The sequence below is a fragment of the Novosphingobium sp. AAP83 genome, from assembly GCF_001295795.1.
Lineage (GTDB): Bacteria > Pseudomonadota > Alphaproteobacteria > Sphingomonadales > Sphingomonadaceae > Novosphingobium.
Window position 1 is genome coordinate 113,124 of the sequence record NZ_LJHY01000022.1, and the last position, 14,360, is coordinate 127,483.

Sequence of the window (14,360 nt, forward strand, 5' to 3'; positions counted from 1 at the left end):
GGCTTAGGGGGGATCAAATACCGGCGTTCCATTGATAGCCGGAATGATCCTCCCAATAGCCACCCTTACCGCCGTAAATGCCGTCCAATGAAGCAACAGCCTCGATCTTCATCACATACTTGGCCTGCTTATAGCCAAGCTGGCGTTCGGCGCGCAGCCTTATCGGCGCGCCATGCCCCACCGAAAGGGCCTGCCGGTTCATCGTATGCGCAAGAATCGTCTGCGGATGAAACGCCTCGACCATGTCGATGCTTTCATAGAACGGAATGCCCGAGAAATCGTCGGCACAATGAAACACCACATACTGCGCCTTCGCTGAAACTCCTGCATGACGCAAAAGTAGTCCCAGCGGTACGCCGGTCCATTCGCCAATTGCACTCCACCCTTCTACGCAATCATGGCGGGTAATCTGCGTGCGCTGCGGCGCGGCTTTCAATTGCGCCAAAGTCATCGCTAGTGGGCGCGTCACAAGCCCGGCAACCTCCAGTTCCCAATCGGCAAAGCCGTTCGTCATATGCGCGGCATAGTCAGCCGATGCGGGCAGACGATTGCCGTTCACCCTGAAGCGGGGCGACAAATCGGCGCGGGTGAACTCTTGCGCCAAAGCATTGCGGCCAGTCACCAGTTTCTGGCTGCTTAACGTCGCTTTCTCCCCCAGAGTCAGAACTTTACGCACCGTCGGCGAGGTTGTGATCCTGTCACAACCCGCCATCAGCAATCCCGTGGCCCCGGCTAATGCCGCGCGGCGTGTAATCAAGGTCATGGCCGGTCCTCCATGCGTTCGGCAGGCAGGCGATACCAGCCCGTCACCATTGATCGCAGTTCGTTGATCGGGCCTGCGAGCACCACCATGAAAAGATGAATGACGGTAAAAGCCGCAAACCCGCCAGCACACAAAAAGTGGATCGACCGCGCCGATTGCCGCCCGCCGAACAGATCAAGCAGCCACGGAAATGCTGCGTTGAGCATCGGTGACATCGTCAATCCGGTCAGCACCACCAATGGTATCAACCCAAAAATCACGCCCAGATAGGCGATTTTTTGCAGCGGGTTATAGGCCCTTGCAGCTTCGCCCTTCGGGAAACGCAGCCGCGCATGCTGTTTCAGGTCATGCCACAGATGGCCAAACTTGCGCTCATGCGGCTGCAACGCCAGATCGCGCGAAAGATGCTTCGATAAAATTGAATAGAGCAGATAGAGAACGGCTGAAATCACCAGAACCCACGCAAAAAAGAAGTGCCATTGCCGCCCTTCAGCCAAACTATAGTAATTCGGGATAGTCACCAGCGGCGGAAATGCACGGATTGAATTTTCGGTGAAACCCAAAAATCCGGTCGTGGGAATTTCAAGGCCAAGCAGATTGACAAAACCTTCCTGTCCACGCCGTCCGATGACCAGCCAGGGTTCATCAAAGTTCGCGCCATAGGCACCCCAGTAGAGCCGGGGATGTGCGTTGAAGATCGTCGCCCCGCTCATCAGCATCACGAAAATGCTCAAAGCGTTGATCCAGTGCCAGATCCGCACCGGCAGATGTGTGCGATAGACCAGCGGGCCGGGGGCAACGCTACTGGCATCGCGTAGCATTTCAACAGGCTCTGTCGCGTCCACGCCCGCCTCCCGGTATGATGGGATGCAAACACTGCCATGTTCGAGGCAAAGCGCAAGGTCCACCACACTCCGTCACATTCAGGTCCAAGGCGTCGCCGCCGGTTTGGCCTTTGATAAGGTGATCAGGTCCGCTCGCGAAAACGGACGTTCGCTCGCGGCGATAACGCATGATCGCGGCACAGGTCGCAAAGCTGCCCAAGCCGCCTTGCCGACAAAGCCGATCTTGCGCGCGTTACTAACGAAGATGCGTTGGTCCCAGGCCTGCTCGCCGCGCCGCGCCACTTCGCGCGCGATCTCGCCATAGATTCCCGCAGCGGCCAAAATCGCCCAGCGTTGCCGCCCCCTTAACCGCGCGGCACCAATCCGCGCGGAACATTCATGGATATGCGCTGTCCGGCACATCTTGCCGACAATCTGCGTCAACCCGGCTCGGTGCTGAGGCTCCATTTGCGCAGCCACCGGTATCCCTTGCTCTGCCAACCACTCTGCCGGAATGTAACAGCGCCCGGCGGCGGCATCTTCCGCAATGTCGCGCGCGATATTGGCCAATTGGAACGCAATGCCCAGATCACAGGCCCGATCAAGCGTATCGGCCTCTTCTGGCGGCACGCCCATAACCACCGCCATCATCACACCCACAGCGCCCGCCACGTGCCAGCAATAGCGCATCAGATCGGCTTCGTTCTGCGGCTGCCAGTCGGCGGCGTCCAGCGCGAAGCCTTCGATGACTGCCTCGGCCATATCCGGCGTCAGGCCTGTTTCCCGCGCCACAAGGCCCAGCGCATCAAACGCCGGATCGCCCGTTTCCTGTCCGGCAAAGGCGAATGCCGTCCGCTCGCGCACAATCTTCAAACGCTCTGCCGCTCCGCTCTGGTCGCCCAGCGCGCCGCCGTGGTCTTGGGCATCCACAATATCGTCGCAACGGCGGCACCAGGCATAGAGCAGCCACACCCGCTCGCGCGTTTCGCGGTCGAACAGGTGGCTGGCAATCGCAAAGCTTTTCGAGCCTTTGAGGATCGCCGTTCGGGCGTTACTAACGAGAGCGGCGCGGTGATCCAAAGTCATGATGCGCCCCATAGCTCAAAGGTCGTCAGCCTTCATCGCAAAAATGGGCACATGCGGTTCATGGGCTGCCATTCGCGCCAACAACAGGTCAAGCTCGGGCTCGGCCGTGATGATCCCGGCATGGGCTTCGCGGATAAAACCCACCTCAATCATGTGGCGATTAAAGGCCAGCAGGTGATCGAAAAACCCGAAAGCGTTAAGCAGCCCCACCGGCTTGGCGTGATAGCCCAACTGCGCCCAGCTGACCGCCTCCCACAATTCGTCCATCGTGCCCACGCCGCCGGGGATGGTCAGGAACCCGTCAGACAGGTCGGTAAACCGCTTCTTGCGTTCATGCATTCCCGAAACGACTTGCAGCTCGGTGCAGTCCTTGTTGGCAACCTCGCTGTTGACCAATCCTTCGGGGATCACCCCGATCACTTCGCCGCCCGCATCCAGCGCGCCATAAGCGACCGCGCCCATCAATCCCAGCCGTCCACCGCCGTACACTACACCAATGCCGCGTCGTGCCAGTTCCTGCCCGATCTCGCGGGCAAGCGTAACGTAACGATCATCAGCGGGTGTGGCCGATCCGCAATAGACGGCGATCCGTCTCACGAAAGGTCTTCCAGCATCAACCCCGCTGTTGCCTTGGCCGATCCCACAACGCCAGGAATACCAGCGCCCGGATGCGTGCCTGCGCCCACAAGATAGAAGTTCGAGATCGTATCATCACGATTGTGCGCGCGGAAATACGCGCTTTGAGTCAGCAACGGTTCAAGGCTGAAAGCGCTGCCCATATGAGCGTTCAAGTCGGCCTTGAAGTCGCTCGGCGCGTAACTGAACTTCGTTACGATACGGCTGTGGATGTCCGGAATCAGGCGGCGGCCCAATTCGTCCAGAATGCGCTTCTCCAAAATCGGCCCCACTTCGTCCCAGTCTACAGGCAGCTTGCCCATATTGGCCACCGGCACCAGCGCATAGAACGTGCTCATGCCTTCGGGGGCAACCGAAGGATCGGTCACAGTCGGGTGATGCAGATAGATCGAGAAGTCCTCTGGCAGAACGCCATGCTTGTAAATATCGTCGAGCAAGCCCTTATAACGTGGCCCGAACAGGATCATGTGATGCGGAATGCCCGGCCACGTGCCTTCGACACCGAAGTGCACCACAAACAGGCTCGGCGAATACTTCTTCTTCGATAGCGCCTTGGCGCGGCGCTTGGCGTGTTGATTGTCCGGCATCAGATCGCGATAGGAATGCATGATATCCGCATTTGATGCCACCGCATCAAATTGTCCGGACCAGCCGCTTTTCGTTTCAACGCCGGTTACCCGCGTGCCCAAAGTCGATACATGCGTGACCGGGTCACCCAGCCGCATTTCCCCGCCGATCCGCTGGAAGTGCGTGATCATGCCATTGACCAGCTGGTTGGTGCCGCCCTTGGCCCACCACACGCCGCCATTCTTCTCCAGTTTGTGGATCAGCGCATACATCGAACTGGTCGTCATCGGGTTGCCACCCACCAGCAAACTGTGGAAGCTGAAGGCCTCGCGCAGCTTTTCATTTTTGACATAGCTGGAAACCAGGGAATAGACCGAACGCCATGCCCGGTATCGGGCAATCGCCGGGAACGCCTTGATCATGCTGGCAAAGTCAAGAAACGGGACTGCACCCAGCTTCACATAGCCTTCCTCCAGCACGCCTGCGGAGTATTCCAGAAAGTCATCATAGCCCGCAACGTCCTCAGGGTTCAGCTTGGCGATTTCTGACTTCAAGCTCACGTCGTCGTTTGAATAATCAAAGTTTGTGCCATCGGGCCAGTTCAGCCGGTAGAACGGCATGACCGGCATCAGTTCGACATCGTCTTCCATCCGATGGCCTTTGAGCGCCCACAATTCATGCAGGCACGACGGATCGGTGATCACAGTTGGCCCTGCATCAAACGTGAAGCCATCCTTCTCCCACACGTAAGCCCGCCCGCCGGGACGGTCGCGCGCTTCGATCAAAGTGGTTTGCACACCGCCTGATTGGAGTCTGATGGCGAGGGCGAGGCCGCCAAATCCGGCGCCAATTACACATGCACGCTTCATGCGCGGTTTCCTGAAAAAGAGAGGGGTTGCGGCTTATTGCCGAGGCCAGTCAGCACGCCGATGGCCGTGCCGATGGGAATAGGTGGCTTGCCGACCAGAACGCGCGCCTTGTCAAAGGCTGTCATCCTGCCAGCGTTAAACCGCTCAATCAGGCGGTGGTCGAGGGTATAGAACCGTTCCAAAACGCGATGACGCTGCGCAGGTTTGACGCCTGCAAACAACATGGCCGAAAGTGCGCGCGGATATCTCCCGCGCCGCCAATGCTTGCGCGCCCAGCTTTCCGAAAATGCTGCCAGTCCCGCACCAGACATGTCGGTGTGCTGTGCAATCGCCAAGGCATAACGCGTTGCATCCGGCAAGTAACAGCGTGTTACAGCCTGAAACAATCCGGCGCGTTCACCAGCCCGCGCGATTGATCCTCCGGTCGAACGCCAGAACGCGTCAAAATCGCCACCAGCAATCACTGGCAACACGCCTTGCTCTTCCGACAGGATTTCAGCAATCTCCCAGCCGTGCGCAGCGGCATAATCGGCAATCCGCATGCGTAACGTTGCGATATCAAGCTGGGCATCGCCCGCGTAATAAGTATCCGCAATAAACACTTCATCCGGTCCGAACGGCAGGCAAGAGACAAAGCGATAATCATTGTATTGCGCAACTGTCACATCTTTCACCACCGGTGCGTCCAAGCCGTGCGGTGCAGCCAGCTTCAACCGTTGGCCCACGAATTTTTGCCATCCACCCGTCAGATGTTCCGGATTGGGAATGCCGCGCGCGTCAATCACCGCTTTTGCCTCGATCCGCATCCCGTTTGAAAGTGTTACGTTACGGGTGCTGCATGCCAGCGCACGAACGCCGGTGATCATGGCGTCCTGGCCAAGCTCTGCGCGCAAAACTGCGTCAAACCGATCAGACGTGATGGAATAATAGCTGGTTTTCAGACTGCGCTCGAATGCAGGGAATGTCACCGTATAGTCCGGCCAGGCCGCCACAACCATTCCATCCAGCAATTCGCGCCCGGCTTTGCCCACATCTGTGCCAAAAAACGACCAGACGTGGTTCCTGCCACGCAAATCGCTCTGCTCCACAACAACCAACGCAATATCCGGCCGCGCGCGTCGCAAAGCCAGCGCAACAAGCCCACCTGCAAGGCCGCCGCCAACGATTGCGATATCACACTGCCGTACTTTCATCGCGCTCAGGCTTAGGCCGATGCGCAGGCCTGTGCAACAGCGCCCTTGGTGGCAGCATCAATCCCGCGTGGTGCTCATGTGCAAACTGGCGCAACTTTGAACCGAAAATTATGGCTTTGTTTTCGATGGTAAGGCCGCAAAAGCACGGCTTAAACCGCATGTTCGGTCTGGTCGGTTCCAGCACTTGCGACACAGTGATGGTATTCCGCTTCTGGGGGAGGCGTTCTCCTCGTCAACAGGAGCAAGTATTATGGACGGTTATTCAGGTAAATCTCCGCTTTGGAGCGCAGATTGCCCGCCCACGCTGAGAAACGTCCCCTTTGGCACGATTGGAAAATGCTTCGTCGTCGCTGGCGACCTGGTCACCAGCAGAGCGCTTTTTGCTATGAACCCGTGGGAGGAACTGAAGAGATTCGACGGCAAACCGCGCATTCTGAATCCCTTCATCACCAACGAATATTTCGGGATCGATGCGCGTGACGGACGCTTTTTCCCCAACCCCGGCGGCGAAATCCGGCGCATCAGCGATATGGGCACCGAACAGTTCTGGGAGGCCGACATTTCGCAATGGAGCGAATGGCACCGCATTACCACGCCGATGACCGAAAGCTCTGACCGCAGCGTTGAGGTCACCGAAACCATCACAAACGAACTGTCCAGCCTCGAAACCTACTCGCGCGAAATTGCCGCCAGCGTTTCGGCAACGGCAAATTACAACGGCCTTGTCGCCTCGGCCTCGGTAACGGCAACCCTCTCGACCAGCTTTTCCGACAGCGTCAGCGAACAAAGAACGCTTACCACCAGCAAAAAATACAAAACCACCAAGCAATACAAAGCGCATTATGCCTATGTCGATTGGCACAAGTATGATGTCTATGAGGTGTCCTACCGGCATGACATCGTCGTTCCGGAAAAAGCGCCATTCACGTCAGACCAATTGAACGCCATCAATCCGGGCCGCCTGCGCTATGCGGTATTGTCGGCCATATGGAATGACAGTTGTCCGGTTGACGAATTGTTCAAGGGCTGATCCCGCTCCATGACCCGTCCTGTCCGGCAGTGCGATGTTCCCCAATTGGCAGGCATCGCACCGCTGGACCTCGCCCCATACCTCCGCTATGCACTGCCCACACCCCGGGGAGCCAGTGTTGGCTGAGAGGGGCAGGTCACGCTGCCCGACCCGTCGAACCTGAACCCGTTAGCACGGGCGGAGGGAGGGCCGGTCCGCTCAACCAGAGCTTGTCGAAGGACCCGCGCTCCCATTCCGTCCATTAAAGGATGAGCGTATGGCCGACATTAACTCCAAGCTCGAAATCGGCGTCACAACCGGCCCGATCCGGGGCAGCCGCAAGATCCACGTCGAAAGCATGCGCTTTCCTGACGTGCGTGTCGCCATGCGCGAAATCAGCCTTGAACCCAGCAGTGGTGAACCGCCTGTGCGGGTTTACGATACCTCCGGCCCGTTTACTGACACGAACGTCACCATTGATATCGCCACCGGCCTGCCACAGCTTCGCCGCGATTGGATCATGGCACGCGGCGATGTCGAGGATTACCAGGGCCGCGAAATCAAGCCGGAAGACAACGGCCTGAAAGGCCCTGATCGCTCAGCTGGCGTCCCCGCATTCCCCAACGTGGTCAAGCGTCCCTTGCGCGCCAAGGCCGGTGCCAACGTCAGCCAGATGCACTATGCCCGCAAAGGCATCATCACGCCCGAGATGGAATACGTCGCCATCCGCGAAAACCTTGGCCGCAAGCAGGCCAAGGAAGCGCTGATCCGCGATGGACAGGATTGGGGCGCATCGATCCCCGATTATGTCACGCCCGAATTCGTGCGCGATGAAGTCGCCCGTGGCCGCGCGATCATCCCCAACAACATCAACCACCCTGAATCCGAACCGATGGCCATCGGCCGCAACTTCCTCGTCAAGATCAACGCGAACATCGGCAACTCCGCCGTCGCGTCCGATGTCGCCAACGAAGTTGACAAGATGGTATGGTCGATCCGCTGGGGCGCCGATACCGTGATGGACCTTTCCACCGGTCGCAACATTCACGACACCCGCGAATGGATCATCCGCAACAGCCCCGTGCCGATCGGCACCGTGCCGATCTATCAGGCGCTCGAAAAGGTCGGCGGCGTCGCCGAAGACCTCACATGGGAAGTGTTCCGCGATACCCTGATCGAACAGGCCGAACAGGGCGTCGATTACTTCACCATCCACGCGGGCGTCCGCCTGCCCTACATTCCGCTTGCGGCCAAGCGGATGACCGGCATCGTCAGCCGTGGCGGATCGATCATGGCCAAGTGGTGCCTTGCGCATCACAAGGAATCGTTCCTCTATGAACGCTTCGATGAAATCACCGAGATCATGAAGGCCTATGACGTCGCCTACTCGCTCGGCGATGGCTTGCGTCCGGGCTCGATCTACGATGCCAACGATGAAGCGCAGTTCGCCGAACTCTACACCCTGGGCGAACTCACCAAGCGCGCCTGGGCCGAAGATGTCCAGGTCATGATCGAAGGCCCCGGCCACGTGCCGATGCACAAGATCAAGGAAAACATGACCAAGCAGATCGAAGCCTGCGGCGAAGCCCCGTTCTACACCTTGGGCCCCTTGGTTACCGACATCGCGCCCGGTTACGATCATATCACCAGCGGTATCGGCGCCGCCCAGATCGGGTGGTACGGCACCGCGATGCTCTGTTACGTAACGCCCAAGGAGCACCTCGGCCTGCCTGACCGCGACGATGTGAAAGTCGGCGTGATCACCTACAAGCTCGCCGCCCACGCCGCCGATCTCGCCAAGGGCCACCCCGCTGCGCAAGTCCGCGACGATGCGCTCAGCAAGGCCCGCTTCGAATTCCGCTGGCGCGACCAGTTCAACCTCTCGCTCGATCCCGAAACCGCCGAACAGTACCACGACCAGACATTGCCCGCAGAAGGCGCCAAAACCGCCCATTTCTGCTCAATGTGCGGCCCCAAGTTCTGCTCGATGAAGATCAGCCAGGAAGTCCGCGAATTCGCCGCCAAGCAGAACGCCGGCATCGAAACCTTCGTCGCGGCAGAAGCCGTTGTGAACGAGGCCGAAGCCGAAGCCGGCATGAAAGCCATGAGCGAAAAGTACCACGAAGGCGGCCGCGAACTCTACATCGGCGCAGGCAACCGCGAACACGACTAATTCCTCCCTGAAGGGGAGGGGACCCACAACCACCCCCAACAAAAAGCCCCCTCCTCTTCAGAGGAGGGGGTTGGGGGTGGTGGCTCTCCCCAAACACAACCCCAGCCCAAACAACACCCCAAAACCCGTCACCCCGCATGCGCTTGAGGATTCATCTATCCACCCGTTGTGCAGTTCACAGCGAAAGATGGATGTTGAACCAACGTTGCGCTCAAACGCAATCTACGTTATAACGCCCGTATGAACATGCCCGTCAAAATAACCAAAGTCGGCAATTCCGCCGGGATCATCCTGCCCAAGGAGCTGCTTGCGCGGCTCCGTGCGGGGGTGGGCGATACGCTCTACGTCACCGAGGCGCCCGACGGCATCCGGATCACCGCCGCTGATCCCGATTTTTCTGAAAAGATGACCGTGGCCGAACGCGTGATGCGTGAAGACCGCGACATCCTGCGTGAACTCGCAAAATAGCGCCATGCGCAATTCACTGCCAATGAAGCTTGCTGCGCAAGTGCAAAACCGGCTTCATTCCCTCCTTCGACAAGCTCAGGATGAGCGAGAAGGATTGAGGATGGGCCTGTGAGGCTTGAACCCGTCTGGCTTGATGCGCGTCTCGCGCTGGCCATCCATGATCGCCAATTGGCCGAACATGGTGGGCCTTCGGGTGTGCGCGATGAAGGCGCCCTTGAATCCGCGCTCAGCCGCGCCCGCAATCAATGGGAATATGGCGAGGATGATTTGTGCGCGCTCGCCGCTGCGCACGCCTTCGGCATCGCGCGCAATCACCCCTTCGCCGATGGCAACAAGCGCACCGCTTGGGTTCTGGCCCGCACATTCCTTGTGTTAAACAGCGTCGAAATTGCGTTTCAGGCGGGGCAGGCAGTTGCCACCGTCCAGTCCCTCGCCGCCGGAGAACTCACCGAGGCCGAGCTTGCCGACTGGTTCCGCCAGCACACGGTCCAGCGCTAAACCATCTTATCAAACAGGATCGCCGCCCACACCAGCAGCGTCAGCGCGCCGCCTGCGATGGTCCAGCGGATGGCGTGGCGCAGCAGGCGGGCTTGGGCGTCTATCGAATGGACGAAGCTGGCGAATAGGCGGTGGCGCAGCGCGGTGTCGCCCTCCAGCCCTTCGGCGTCAAATTCCTCGCCCAGCAACATCGCCCGCAACGCGAGAAAGCACGATACCACCAGCGGGACCAGACCAACCAGATTGGCCAGCACCAATCCGGCTTGCGTGGCTGCATCAACCGATAGCGGCGCGCCAGGGCTGGCGGAAATCGGGTGCGTGCCGATGGTGATCAACAGCGCGTTAAACCCCAGCATCGCGCCAAGCCGCACCGACAGATCAAGATCGCGGTTTTCCAGAAACTCAAGATCGGCGATAAACCCCGGATCGGGCGGGTCGCAGCGCATGGTTTGAAACGCGCGCAGGCGGGATCGGAACGAAATCAGGCTCATCACCGTCAAGATTAGCGCCATCTGCGGCCATTATGCAAGAATCCGCCTGCCAATCGCCGGGAACACCTGCCGCCCCCATCCATTGCGTTTAACACAACGGGCGTCATCCGCGCGCCCGCTCAATCAATGGAGTAGGTGCTATGAACAAAGCCCTGATGCTTTCCGCCCTCGCTGCGCTCACCGTGACCGGCGCATGCACCGATACCGGCTATGATCGCCCCGGCTATGCCAATACTGCTGGCGACCAGTGGGGCTATTACGATCAGGGCTATTATGCCCAGAACGGCAGCTACGATTATAACAATCCCGATCCGCGCTATGGCAACCGCTACGAGGCGGATCGCTATTATCGCAACAACGGGCGTTATCGCGAACGCCAGCTGTCGGAAAATGACCGCGTCTATCGTGGCCGCGACAACCGGTACTACTGCCGCCGTTCGGATGGCTCGACCGGATTGATCGTCGGCGGCCTTGGCGGCGCAGCGGCGGGCGCGATTATCGCACCGGGCGATAGCACTCTGCTCGGCGCAATCATTGGCGGGCTCGGCGGTGCCGTTGTCGGCTCGGCAATTGATAACGGCAACAAGAACAACCGCAATAATCGCAATAACGGCGGAACCGTCCGCTGCCGCTAAAACCCAACCCTAAATCCTCCCTCCCGTTTACGGGAGGGACCGCCTTAACACTCCCCTCCCGGTTGCGGGAGGGGCCGGGGGAGGGCATGTTGCGGCAACCCTCAGTTCTTCTTCATGTTATCCAGCCCGGCAACCACGCCGGTCTTTTGCGTCGGGTTCGAGGCATTGAGCTTCTTGGGCTTTTCCGCCTTGGGTTTGCGGACTTCCTTGCTCGACTTCTTTTGGCTCTTCGCCATTATAATTCTCCGGCGGACACTTGCCCACGCGCAGAGAGTACGCCTTTCCCCCGGCAATAGCGAACGCTAACGCGACAGCCGTCCCAGCACTTCGTCCAGCGCGGAAAGAAAGCGCGAACGGTCGGTTTTTGAAAACGGGGCAGGGCCACCCATGATATCGCCGCCTGCGCGCAAATCCGCCATGATCGCCCGCGTCGCAATCTGGCTGCCGATGGAACTGGTGGTAAAAGCTTTGCCCGCTGGCGAAAGCACACAGGCCCCCATTTTCAGGCAGCGGTCGGCCAGCAGGATGTCGGCGGTGATCACAACCGCCTTCGCATGGGCAGCATCGGCGATCCAGTCGTCCGCCGCATCAAATCCATCACTCACCACCACGCGCCGCACCAGTGGATGCACCGGCACGCGGAAGGGGGAATTGCTGACGACGGTGACCGGCACATTGCGGCGATAGGCGACCTTATAGATCTCCTCCTTGACCGGGCAGGCATCACCATCGACGAGGATGATCGAGGTGTGGGGGGCGGCATCGCTCATCCATCTGCGCATACCGCTGAAATCGGCGCGCGCCACCATGTTAAAGCGGGGCAGCGCGCTAGTTGCGCCCACTAACGCCCACTTTGTCCACCCAAACACCACATGAAACCACCAGTCTGCGGAATGATTAGGTAAAGGCTTTGGCCCGTGCTAATGCGCCGCTGCTGACGTTGAACACTCCAACGGACTTCGGCAGAAAATCTCTGTTTCTTCGTGCTTTACGGCTCGGATAAAGCGGCTTTTGACGACGACTTCCTTTCGATTGACGACCCGACGCACGGCCCGTGCGTGCTTTTGCGCCCGGGCAACCATCGTTCTCGAAAGGAACCGCTCATGCCAGTAGGCACCGTAAAATTCTTCAATACCGACAAGGGCTACGGCTTCATCCAGCCTGACAATGGCGGCACTGACAGCTTCGTGCACATCTCGGCCGTTCAGGCAGCCGGTATGGCAACTCTTGAGCGTGATCAACGCCTTACCTATGAAGTCGAAACCGGCCGCAATGGCAAGGCTTCGGCTGTCAATCTCGCTTCGGCCTGATCGACAATGCATTTCCGGCGGCTGAGCTTTTCGCTCGCCGCCGGGGACGCCCTTCTGCTAACGGCAGGCAATGTCTGCCGAAATTGCCATCCGCCTGCGCCGCGCCGAATTCAACCGCGCCATTGCCGCAGCAGATATCGCCGCAATCAGCGCGATCCTTTCCCCGGATGTGATCATGGTCACCGGCACCAACAGCGCTGTGGTGTCCGGACGCAAAGCGCAACTGCTTGCCTGGAAACGCGAATTTTCCGCAAAGCCGCGCATGGTCTATACCCGCACAACCAGTATAATCACCGCATCAGCAGTGGAGTCCATCGCCATGGAACATGGCCATTGGCAGGGCGTGCATGACGGACAAATCCCGCCAACAGCCTCAGGTGCCTACGCCGCAAAATGGCGCGAAGTGCGCGGCCTGTGGTTGCTTGTGGCAGAAATATTTGTCACGCTAAGCTGATGGCTAAGCTGCTATTCTAATGCAATTTCTTCCGGCTTTCTTGGCCTCGTACATGGCCCGGTCAGCCCGCGATAGAAGAGTGTCAAGTGTGTCTTCGGGAAGCATGAGCGCAAAGCCGATGCTTGCGGAGATTTGCACCGCCTGACCCTGTGTGATCAGGGGCATGCTATTGAGATGATGGCGCATTATATCCAGTTTAAGCATCCACATGTCTTCAGACAACGAAGTTTGTGATCCATCCAACTGACAGATCAGGCCGAACTCTTCACCGCCAATACGCGCAAGCCATGCGTCCTCGGGAGCGCTGTCACGCAGCAATTTGGCCGCGTGAACAAGCGCCTGGTCGCCAAAGGCATGTCCGAGGCGATCGTTGATGTGCTTGAAGTGGTCTAGGTCAATCATCGCTACGGCGAGCGGGCCGCGTTGAAGCCAAGACTCCGATATATTGATGAAAGCCCGGCGGTTGGGAAGCGAGGTTAAAGAATCTGTTTTTGACAATCGCTCCAGCAATCTGGTTTGCCGCTCGAGCCGCATCGTCAGCATGGCAACCCAGCCGTATGAAGCCGGTGCGACGATGAGCGGGATAGCGACGGCTGTGGCTATCGAGCTTGCGTAGTCAACGCTGCCGGACAATTGAAAACTTAGATGCGTTGACAGCACTGAGGCCGCAACCGATAGCAAAGTCACCAGCACGCCGGTGCAAAAAAGGCGAAATTTTGTTCGGCGTTCGTCTTGCCCATCCATCGGCGAATTCTAAGACGATTGTGATTAAGCGACTGCTAATAAATAATATTTTTTCTATCTAGGCAAACTGGTAGTGCGCCTTAGCTCCACCTAACGCGAAGTTAATCATATGCTGTAACCATGCAAACATGCTGATACGGCCAGACATCTCTTATACAATGACGCAGTGTTGGTACACGCGTTCACACATTCCCGTGGCCACCAGGCACCGGGATGAGCAGGGTACACTGTTCTCAAAATGCCGTCATTGTGGACGCCCCATTCGCTCACACGGTGGAAAATCCTGGACACTGGCCGATGGTATCGATCTTGATGAACTCGCATCGCAATCGCACATCCGCTACATATGTGTGACAAACACGTTCGAAGGCGAGGTCATCGCGCGTTACGTGCTTGAATCCGACCTCGATGACGAGGCCATCAAGGCACGCTGTGAAGCAGTGATCGACAAACACGGCGCACGAGAGCCGCTCAGCGGCCTGGACGTGCGCGTGTTAGGCGGTACCAAGCACTAATATCAGGTTCCAAGTCGCGGAAAAGGGCGCTCCCTTTCGAGAGCGCCCCTTAATCCTTACCGGTTCAGCGCGAGGCTGATGCGGCTAACGGGTTTTGCACTTACCTTGTGGTTGCGAACCGCAAA

General features: G+C 58.6%; 18 protein-coding genes and 1 riboswitch. Of the genes, 8 read left to right on the forward strand and 10 right to left on the reverse strand.

Going from position 1 to position 14,360, the window contains the following annotated elements:
- Positions 1–13: 13 nt before the first annotated feature.
- The 6 genes from IP81_RS12180 to crtY all read right to left on the reverse strand — a co-directional run bounded on the left by IP81_RS12180 (position 14) and on the right by crtY (position 5,938).
- A complete protein-coding gene (locus IP81_RS12180; protein ID WP_054108270.1) occupies positions 14–763 on the reverse strand; it encodes a molybdopterin-binding protein in 750 nt (249 codons plus the stop codon).
- Positions 760–1,584: a cytochrome b/b6 domain-containing protein gene (locus IP81_RS12185; protein ID WP_054108531.1), complete on the reverse strand. Its 825-nt coding sequence runs from the start codon at positions 1,582–1,584 to the stop codon at positions 760–762. The genes IP81_RS12180 and IP81_RS12185 overlap by 4 nt, the downstream gene beginning before the upstream one ends.
- A 102-nt stretch (positions 1,585–1,686) precedes the next feature.
- On the reverse strand, positions 1,687–2,673 hold the full coding sequence (locus tag IP81_RS12190; RefSeq protein ID WP_054108532.1) for a phytoene/squalene synthase family protein: 987 nt from the start codon (positions 2,671–2,673) through the stop codon (positions 1,687–1,689).
- 15 nt (positions 2,674–2,688) lie between these two features.
- Complete coding sequence (locus IP81_RS12195) at positions 2,689–3,270, reverse strand: TIGR00730 family Rossman fold protein (protein WP_054108271.1); 582 nt, start codon at positions 3,268–3,270, stop codon at positions 2,689–2,691.
- Positions 3,267–4,745 (reverse strand): phytoene desaturase, encoded by a 1,479-nt coding sequence (locus IP81_RS12200; protein WP_054108272.1) that lies wholly within the window; start codon positions 4,743–4,745, stop codon positions 3,267–3,269. Before IP81_RS12200 ends, IP81_RS12195 begins: the two co-directional genes overlap by 4 nt.
- Positions 4,742–5,938: a lycopene beta-cyclase CrtY gene (gene crtY / locus IP81_RS12205; protein ID WP_054108273.1), complete on the reverse strand. Its 1,197-nt coding sequence runs from the start codon at positions 5,936–5,938 to the stop codon at positions 4,742–4,744. The genes IP81_RS12200 and crtY overlap by 4 nt, the downstream gene beginning before the upstream one ends.
- 250 nt (positions 5,939–6,188) lie before the next feature.
- On the opposite strand from crtY, the gene IP81_RS12210 reads away from it, so the two are divergent.
- From IP81_RS12210 to IP81_RS12225, 4 genes are all read left to right on the forward strand, one after another.
- Positions 6,189–6,968 (forward strand): hypothetical protein, encoded by a 780-nt coding sequence (locus tag IP81_RS12210; protein ID WP_157573191.1) that lies wholly within the window; start codon positions 6,189–6,191, stop codon positions 6,966–6,968.
- A 95-nt stretch (positions 6,969–7,063) separates the two neighbouring features.
- Positions 7,064–7,171, forward strand: a riboswitch (TPP riboswitch).
- A 53-nt stretch (positions 7,172–7,224) separates the two neighbouring features.
- Positions 7,225–9,120: a phosphomethylpyrimidine synthase ThiC gene (gene thiC, locus IP81_RS12215; RefSeq protein ID WP_054108275.1), complete on the forward strand. Its 1,896-nt coding sequence runs from the start codon at positions 7,225–7,227 to the stop codon at positions 9,118–9,120.
- A gap of 240 nt (positions 9,121–9,360) precedes the next feature.
- The gene (locus IP81_RS12220; protein WP_082356132.1) at positions 9,361–9,588 is read left to right on the forward strand and encodes an AbrB/MazE/SpoVT family DNA-binding domain-containing protein; all 228 of its coding nucleotides are present in this window, start codon (positions 9,361–9,363) and stop codon (positions 9,586–9,588) included.
- A 108-nt stretch (positions 9,589–9,696) separates the two neighbouring features.
- Positions 9,697–10,086, forward strand: a complete 390-nt coding sequence (locus IP81_RS12225; protein ID WP_157573192.1) for a type II toxin-antitoxin system death-on-curing family toxin — start codon at positions 9,697–9,699, stop codon at positions 10,084–10,086.
- Here IP81_RS12225 and IP81_RS12230 read toward each other — a convergent pair.
- On the reverse strand, positions 10,083–10,598 hold the full coding sequence (locus tag IP81_RS12230) for a hypothetical protein (RefSeq protein ID WP_054108277.1): 516 nt from the start codon (positions 10,596–10,598) through the stop codon (positions 10,083–10,085). The two genes, IP81_RS12225 and IP81_RS12230, sit on opposite strands and share 4 nt — an antisense overlap.
- A gap of 119 nt (positions 10,599–10,717) precedes the next feature.
- Here IP81_RS12230 and IP81_RS12235 point away from each other — a divergent pair, with 119 nt between their 5' ends.
- On the forward strand, positions 10,718–11,212 hold the full coding sequence (locus IP81_RS12235) for a hypothetical protein (protein ID WP_054108278.1): 495 nt from the start codon (positions 10,718–10,720) through the stop codon (positions 11,210–11,212).
- A 101-nt stretch (positions 11,213–11,313) separates the two neighbouring features.
- Here IP81_RS12235 and IP81_RS21505 read toward each other — a convergent pair whose 3' ends face one another.
- Positions 11,314–11,448 carry a hypothetical protein gene (locus tag IP81_RS21505; protein WP_255352425.1) on the reverse strand — a complete coding sequence of 45 codons (135 nt, stop codon included), beginning with the start codon at positions 11,446–11,448 and terminating at the stop codon, positions 11,314–11,316.
- A gap of 66 nt (positions 11,449–11,514) precedes the next feature.
- Entirely contained in the window at positions 11,515–11,982 is a 468-nt protein-coding gene (locus tag IP81_RS12240) for a YaiI/YqxD family protein (protein ID WP_054108534.1), read from the reverse strand.
- Positions 11,983–12,315: 333 nt separating this feature from the next.
- On the opposite strand from IP81_RS12240, the gene IP81_RS12245 reads away from it, so the two are divergent.
- Both IP81_RS12245 and IP81_RS12250 read left to right on the forward strand, forming a co-directional pair.
- The gene (locus IP81_RS12245) at positions 12,316–12,522 is read left to right on the forward strand and encodes a cold-shock protein (protein WP_054108535.1); all 207 of its coding nucleotides are present in this window, start codon (positions 12,316–12,318) and stop codon (positions 12,520–12,522) included.
- A 70-nt stretch (positions 12,523–12,592) separates the two neighbouring features.
- The gene (locus IP81_RS12250; RefSeq protein WP_054108279.1) at positions 12,593–12,976 is read left to right on the forward strand and encodes a DUF4440 domain-containing protein; all 384 of its coding nucleotides are present in this window, start codon (positions 12,593–12,595) and stop codon (positions 12,974–12,976) included.
- 3 nt (positions 12,977–12,979) lie between these two features.
- Here the strand turns inward: IP81_RS12250 and IP81_RS12255 are convergent, their stop codons facing one another.
- Positions 12,980–13,720, reverse strand: coding sequence for a GGDEF domain-containing protein (locus tag IP81_RS12255; protein ID WP_054108280.1), 741 nt, complete (start codon positions 13,718–13,720; stop codon positions 12,980–12,982).
- A 350-nt stretch (positions 13,721–14,070) separates the two neighbouring features.
- Between IP81_RS12255 and IP81_RS20240 the strand changes: the two genes are divergently transcribed.
- Positions 14,071–14,235 carry a hypothetical protein gene (locus IP81_RS20240; RefSeq protein WP_157573193.1) on the forward strand — a complete coding sequence of 55 codons (165 nt, stop codon included), beginning with the start codon at positions 14,071–14,073 and terminating at the stop codon, positions 14,233–14,235.
- The last annotated feature ends 125 nt before the right edge of the window (positions 14,236–14,360 follow it).